Origin of the sequence: Psychrobacter cibarius (assembly GCF_016107535.1) — a bacterium.
Classification (GTDB): Bacteria; Pseudomonadota; Gammaproteobacteria; order Pseudomonadales; family Moraxellaceae; genus Psychrobacter; species Psychrobacter cibarius.
Map to the genome: position 1 here is coordinate 1 of NZ_JABASQ010000041.1, position 7,023 is coordinate 7,023.

The window sequence follows — 7,023 nt, forward strand, 5'->3', positions numbered from 1 at the left end:
GCTCACCAAACACGCGCAACATTTCTGAAACGTCTATTTTCTTATCTGCTGTTCTGGAAAGCTCACCATCATTGACTTTCTGATAGATAGTCGTTCTTGATACACCCCATTCTTTTGCCGCTTTTGTCACCGATATGTTCATTGTTCACCTAGTGTTCAAGTACGTTTTCAGTGTTTGTCCAGTACAACTGTTCAGAACGTTCAGTGAACAACTATGGCACTAACTTATCTATCAAGCAAATTATAATTTCCTGTAAGTCATTAGGCTCAAAAATTGCTAAAGGTGTCATTGAGCGATGCTGAATAAGTCTAATAAATCAGAAAATTTATACATATCAGGAAAACATGTATAGAAAAGCTGTTTTTATATACGTATATATATAACATATATAGAAAAGTTGAAATATTATACATATCCAAAGAGGTATCCATGAACGAGTATCAGATTATCCCGCTACCGCTACCTGACATGGAGGCGCTAGAAACCAGAGCGGTTCTTAAAAAACTGTCGTCAGCCAATCGATATTTAGCTGAACTCAAAGGGGTAGTCTCATCTATTCCCAATGAGGCGATCCTAATCAATACCTTAGCTCTACAAGAGGCGAAGCACAGCTCTGAGATAGAGAATATTGTCACTACCAATGATGAGCTGTTTAAAGCTGAGCTTGATATAGTCAATCAAAGCCTTGCGACCAAAGAGGTGCAGAACTATACGCAGGCGCTAAAATCAAGTTTCGATACGGTACGAAAAAGTGGCATTATTCGCTTAAGTGACATACTAGCGATTCAAGAAGAGTTAGAGAAAAACGTTGCAGGGTTTCGTAAGCTGCCGGGTACGACGCTCAAAAATAGCCAAGGTGATATTGTCTATACACCGCCCCAACACGGCGATGACATCAAAGCATTAATGGATAACCTAACTACCTTTATAAATGATGATACGATCTGTGATCTGGACCCACTGGTAAAAATGGCGGTCATTCATCATCAGTTTGAGAGTATTCATCCGTTCTATGACGGTAATGGGCGCACAGGGAGGATTTTAAATATTCTCTATTTGGTAGCGCAAGGTTTACTAGACTTGCCCGTTTTATACCTCAGTCATTACCTGATTCGACATAAGGCTGATTATTATCACTACCTACAGCACGTTCGAGATACTGGCGACTGGGAAGGTTGGCTGTTATTTATGCTTGATAGTGTGGAAGAGACGTCTAAATCAACCATCACCTTAATTAAAGATATTAAGGCGTTGATACAAGCCTATAAGCACAAAATGCGCGAGGAGAAGCCCAAAATCTATCGCCAAGAACTATTGAACAATCTATTTAATCACCCCTATACCAAAATAGAGTTTGTGATGACTGATTTAGACGTATCGCGCATCACCGCGACTAAATACTTAGATGAGCTGACTAATATTGGGCTACTACAAAAAGAGAAAGTCGGGCGTAGCTCTTACTACATCAATGTTGAACTACTGCAACTACTCATGAATCGAGCGTAGTATGACAAGGATCATGCGCTCGCTTTAGTGAGCAATATTATTTTTGAATATATGAATAGGTATGGCTTGGTTTTAGAAGCCTGGCGCTGCTCCATACCTTTCCCATATTATTTGTCCTAACGTCCGTTATGGGAATAGTCGCTTAGATAACAATATTGACTATTCCTGGAGAACATCAGCAGTTTGCTTAACAAAAGCTTTTTTAATAATGACACTAGGATGCGTCTTCAATTAAACGATAATTATATTAATGTATTGAAAATAGCTAAATCTATAGGCTTTATCAATAATTCACATTAATAGTAACTATATCAGAGTAGGTATCAGGCTTGAAGTCAGCGCTAGGAACAGTAACGTAGACGCTTTTGTTTTGTGCGGTACCAGTTCCAGTGCCCGTTACTCCATTTCCCAAGCTTGTAGAGGTAGCAGTATTTCCCCATGGCGTTCCACTAAGACTAGGGGTAGAACGCAGTTGATAAGGAACCAAATCTGAGTTACCACCGCTCCCTTTCATAACACCCGCCCCATCTTTATTATCATTGGAAGGCGCCAAGCCGATATTGTATACCGTACCATTTGTACAAGTTAAATTAATAGGGTTAGTACCTTTGCTCTCAATATTATTCGCACTGGATGGCGTATTACCAAAATCTATATTACTTTTGGAATTAATCAAGCATTTGGTAGGAGCATTGGCTTGAACATAGAATGTATTCATACGTTGATTGGGTGTAACTCCAGGACCTGATCCTGATGATGAGGCGCAATTACCATTTATACCTGCTACAGACGTCACAAGTGTATCGTTAATATTAAAATTGAGTTTATAATCTCCAGCGCTCTTTCCGCTCTGGTTTGGAGGAATAGCCGCATAAATTGTTAGCGTATCTGCCTGTGTAGCACCACCTACTACTGTAACGTTGATGCTAGCTGGTACTGGAGTTAATCCGTTTGCCATAGACCCCCAAATATTACTATATCCACTATCTTTATAAAGCTGGAAAGGCAGATCGGTAGAGTCACCTGGCGATATATTCGGTAGCAGTGGCAGCGCCCTCGGATTGATTCCTGCACTACCAATGTTTAAGCAGAGTGTCAGGGACTGTGGGGCATCTCCTGTATTTTTGCAGGAGTAACTTACTGTACCTGTCGTTGTGAAAGTATTGCTAGTGAGGAGGTCAATAGAACCAAATTCGATATTGCTTATGGATGCTGAGCATGTGACGATTGGCGCTGCCTGCACTGTTCCCGTCATTAACCACAATGCAATCAACATAAAAAGTAAACTGTAACGCCATTTGAACGTCTTTATTTGCAACCGTTGCATTAGTTTTGTACCTTCTGGCAGTTGAGGGGGCCGAGTAAAGGAATCTCATCACCCTGCTTTTGATAGTCAAAGCTGACAGTGCAGATGTCACCAGAGGGATTAATTATCTCTAGCACATTATGCTCATCCAGCGTATCCAGATATACCTCACCATCAAAACCAATGATAGTCGGTGGCACAGCCATGTTGGTGAGCTGTCGTACTTGACTACCTAATGGCAGAGGCTGATTACTACTGTCTATGAGAATAATGGAAGCAGAGCGTACTGGTGTAATAGCAAATTTTACCAAGGTACCAGCGCGGTCAGTTGGTGTGGCTTCAATATTCACTTTGTCAATCCGCAAGTCAGCAGGCAAATCCATAGGATTAATACCGATTTTATTGCTTTGGTAAGCATTCAGTGGCGACACTAGCAATAAGCCACGGCTATTGGTAGTACCGATTGGACTGTTTTGTAGGAGTACGGGCACATTAGCGATACCGTCAGTAGAGACTACGGCAAAACCACTATTAATTTGACGAGTAGGAAAGACTCCTCCGCCCATCATTACTAATGAGCCTGTGCCACTGGCATATGTAGCGTAACTGTCATCATTGACGCTGACACCCGCTTGTACTCGGCCATAGCGACCAAGATAACTTAATTCTGCCAATCCATCGTTACTGTCACTTCTATTGGAATTACTATCTGAGCTATTGTCTATAATGTGTCTTGCTTGCGCGCGCCAGTTTATGCCGCCTGAATTTGGTGCTGAATGTGAAATATCAGCCACAAATACCTCACGCTCGTCTGTGTGCTGAATATTGCTATTCATTGAAACATTACGATCTAAAGAGAATGAAGCGCCGATAGAAGCACTGCTATTAGCAGAGTCATTGAGGTCTTGATTAAGATTAGCGCTCAAGCTTAGACGTTGGCCAAAGGACTTACTCCAATAAGCACTGGCGAACTGTGTGGTTTCCTGATCAGCAAGTGACACTTGGTTATAGCTCATGCCAAAACTACCTAAAGATTGAGTACTATAACCTGACGATATCTGCTCACTGCGGCGAACGGGTACAGATCCGTACTGACTACCTACATCACGGTAAGCCCCTTTCGTGCCTGTAGCACTGGCACCGATATTAAAGCGACTGTTACTCCATGAGTAGCTTGTGCTGTATTGGGCGCCATTTTGCCCTTGACTCTCACTGCCTGCTAACGAGGCAAATAAGATACCACCTGCACGACCTAATAACCACGTACCACCGACTCCGGCATTACTCAAACCTTCGGTTGCTTCGACATGGGTTTCTGCGGTAAAGCGGTTACTCACCCCATAACGCCATGTACCGCTAGCAGCAATGCTATTACCGTAATCAAAGGACTTGTTACCATAATTTTCGCGCACCGCACCCAACTCTACTGACCAGTCGGAAAGCCCTGGCTGTAGCAAGCGATGGGTGTCATATAAAGAGAACTCGAGCGTGGTGCTCTGCCCTAGTGCATCGGTAACTACCAACTGAGCATTGCCTGCGCCACTGAAACTAGGAGCCGTCTGTAGCTCAAATGGTCCGGTTGGTACGTCACCACTATATTGCTTAAGTCCATTCACATACAGCTCTACTGCTGAGGGCAAAGTTGCGGAACCAAAAAATGAAGGCAATGGAGTGGTTGCCATATAAGGCTGTAAGTCAAAATTACTCCCAAGTTGTAGACCACCTAAGCGCGTGGAGCGCGTCCATGACAGCGCGCCTGTGAGAATGTCACCAGCACGAACCGTCAGCAGCTTATCAGGGAATGATTTGCTCCAGCTGGTATCCAAACGCACGGTGCGTCCTTCCCAATCTTTGTCATTATTGCTGCTATCCCCATTGCTGCCAGCAGAGTGAGTGGCTGTGGTCAATGCTGTAGAGCTTAGTACACCGAGAGTATTAAACGCACGCAGTTCTGTAAAAGCACTTAGGTTTTTAGCACTATTCTGGCTTTGGTTACCATAAATGTTGTAGTTTAATAACATGCCTGGCGATGCAGTGGGTTGCGGACGCTGATTACTGCGTGTATTGCGTATGGTCGTGTCTAGGTTGAGTAAATTTAGAGGTGCGATAAGGCTCAGCGTTTGCCGCCGTGCATTATAGTCAATCTTGAGATTAGGCAGGCTATTTAACGGTATGGGTTCGGTGCTATCAGGCGGTACAATAAAGCCAAGCTGTTGCAACACATCAGCGTTGGTCCAAAGTTGGTCTTTGCGATAAATAAAATGTACCAAACCAGAGCTGGTTTGATTAAGAGTGACATCCAGATACAGATCGAGGTCAGCTTCAGTGCTGTCACTGCCTAAGTTGAGCTGAGCCTGCCTAATATTATCAATGATTGTAGAGGTAATATCTTTAGAGACAATCTCATTTGGTTCAATAGCGTGGCTGACCGATACCGTTATATAGGGCAGTAAAACTGCTTTAGCGAGTGGAATTGTCCAGTGTGACGTCCTGTGTCGTCTGAATTCCATTGATCGTTACCTTGAATTTACCGGTTGTTGTCCCTGTCGGAAGGGCGGATGGCGGTATTTTCAGTGTCCAGTTCATAGTGGCATCTGGTAAAACATAACCCAGTAAACCTTGATGTATATTAACGCTATTGCCCGCAGCACCTACAACGCTCAGGTCAATCAACTTAGCATGACCATTACCGCTATTGCTGATACTTAATTTTATCTGCTTACTATCTGGTAGTAAGCTATAACGCCATTGTAATTGTGGAGCAGTTTTAACAATACCAACGGGCTGCACAAATACCGGTAAAGAATAGCTTAACGCAAATTGCAAGCCTGTCTTTTGGATAGCAGATTTAATAGGTAACTCATTAACAAAAATTCGATAGCTATCTTCCACCGCTCCAGCACCTTGTGGCGGAGTCTTAGCGCGGATAATTCGAACCAGTTGTTTGTCACCGGGGTTGAGCTTAATCATTGGCGGACTGGCCAATAATCCTCGTGAGGGTGTAAGCTGATCGCCTGTTTCATCCTGTGACCACTGATAAATGCGCACTTGCGCACTTATCGCTTCGTCACTTGAGTTACTAAGGGTCAGGCCACTGGCGTTTTCTCTAGCTTGTAAGCTTAAGGAGGTGGGAGAGACCTGTAGACCACTCGCCATTGCTCCACTACTAAATAATAATAAGCTAGAGACAACACCAAGTTTCGCAACACGGCGTAACCAAAGACTAAACATAGAAACTAATAGGCTACAGAAATATTAATAGTATCTGTGTAAGAACCAGGCGTAACGTCGGCTGCGTCAGTTACTGTGAGAAATATAGGAGTAGAGATGGCGGTAGCATAATTTTCGAATGCTGCGGTCTTAACTGGATTAGTAGTACCCCAAGCGTCACCAGCAGCTGAGACAGAAGTCAATTTATATGCAACCAATTCTTCTCCTAATAATCCACCTTTTAAGTTACCAGTACCGTCGAGGCTAGTAGTTGATGCAGGTGTCAGACCGATAGTAGCAATAGAACCTTTAGAGCAGTTTAATATAAGAGCAGTTTCTGCTGTTACAGCTTCAGTCGCTGTACCTGCTTCAGTTGCGGCGAGTAGCACATCTACAGGAGGTGCATTTACAGTACATATTGATTCAACTTCCATACTAACGCCAAAACTACTCGAGGTAGGGCTAGCAGCATTCGCACTAGATATAGCAGCAAAGCCACCAATAGTAACTAATGTAGCGGTCATTAAAGATTTTTTAAATTGCATAGTAAAGCTCCAAGGGTTAGTGTTTTTATCATTAGAAGCTCAATACTCAGATAAATACTGAATTTCACCGTGCTATAAAGCTGAAATTACATATTTTGGCAATCTAGAGCCCACTGCAATAATGTACCTGATTGAGAATCACAATCCACATATATAGCTATAACAATATATATACAAAATGAAATTTTTTTCCAAAAATTGTATATATATTGTAACACATTCTATGTACATGTGAATACTAAAATTCCGGTTAAATCGCAAGTCCGTTAGTTAATTGAAAGTTAGTCAAACTAAAGGTTTAACAGAGAGGTTTTTTCATCTTCTCTATTTTTAATAGGCAGTTAAATCTTAATGCTCAATAAATATAAATAGGTTTGTAATATGCCTCAATATTTTTTGAGTATACCCTAAGGGAACCACCTATTTCACCCTTCAAACCTATTAACAGACCACTT

6 protein-coding genes are annotated in these 7,023 nt (G+C 42.4%); 1 reads left to right on the forward strand and 5 read right to left on the reverse strand.

The window, feature by feature from the left end:
• The coding region (locus tag JFC08_RS14075; protein WP_198331055.1) for a helix-turn-helix domain-containing protein at window positions 1-142 on the reverse strand (142 nt) is incomplete at its 3' end.
• Window positions 143-430: 288 nt separating this feature from the next.
• Here JFC08_RS14075 and JFC08_RS13280 point away from each other — a divergent pair.
• Window positions 431-1,507 carry a Fic family protein gene (locus JFC08_RS13280; protein WP_198331056.1) on the forward strand — a complete coding sequence of 359 codons (1,077 nt, stop codon included), beginning with the start codon at window positions 431-433 and terminating at the stop codon, window positions 1,505-1,507.
• 283 nt (window positions 1,508-1,790) lie between these two features.
• On the opposite strand, the gene JFC08_RS13285 is transcribed toward JFC08_RS13280, so the two are convergent.
• Genes JFC08_RS13285 through JFC08_RS13300 form a run of 4 tightly spaced genes read right to left on the reverse strand, consistent with a single transcriptional unit; the run spans window position 1,791 to window position 6,547 of the window.
• Complete coding sequence (locus JFC08_RS13285) at window positions 1,791-2,834, reverse strand: Csu type fimbrial protein (RefSeq protein WP_198331057.1); 1,044 nt, start codon at window positions 2,832-2,834, stop codon at window positions 1,791-1,793.
• Entirely contained in the window at window positions 2,834-5,323 is a 2,490-nt protein-coding gene (locus JFC08_RS13290; RefSeq protein WP_198331058.1) for a fimbria/pilus outer membrane usher protein, read from the reverse strand. The genes JFC08_RS13285 and JFC08_RS13290 overlap by 1 nt, the downstream gene beginning before the upstream one ends.
• Window positions 5,274-6,044 carry a fimbrial biogenesis chaperone gene (locus JFC08_RS13295; RefSeq protein WP_198331059.1) on the reverse strand — a complete coding sequence of 257 codons (771 nt, stop codon included), beginning with the start codon at window positions 6,042-6,044 and terminating at the stop codon, window positions 5,274-5,276. The genes JFC08_RS13290 and JFC08_RS13295 overlap by 50 nt, the downstream gene beginning before the upstream one ends.
• 5 nt (window positions 6,045-6,049) lie before the next feature.
• Window positions 6,050-6,547, reverse strand: coding sequence for a spore coat protein U domain-containing protein (locus JFC08_RS13300; protein ID WP_227697792.1), 498 nt, complete (start codon window positions 6,545-6,547; stop codon window positions 6,050-6,052).
• Window positions 6,548-7,023 lie beyond the last annotated feature (476 nt).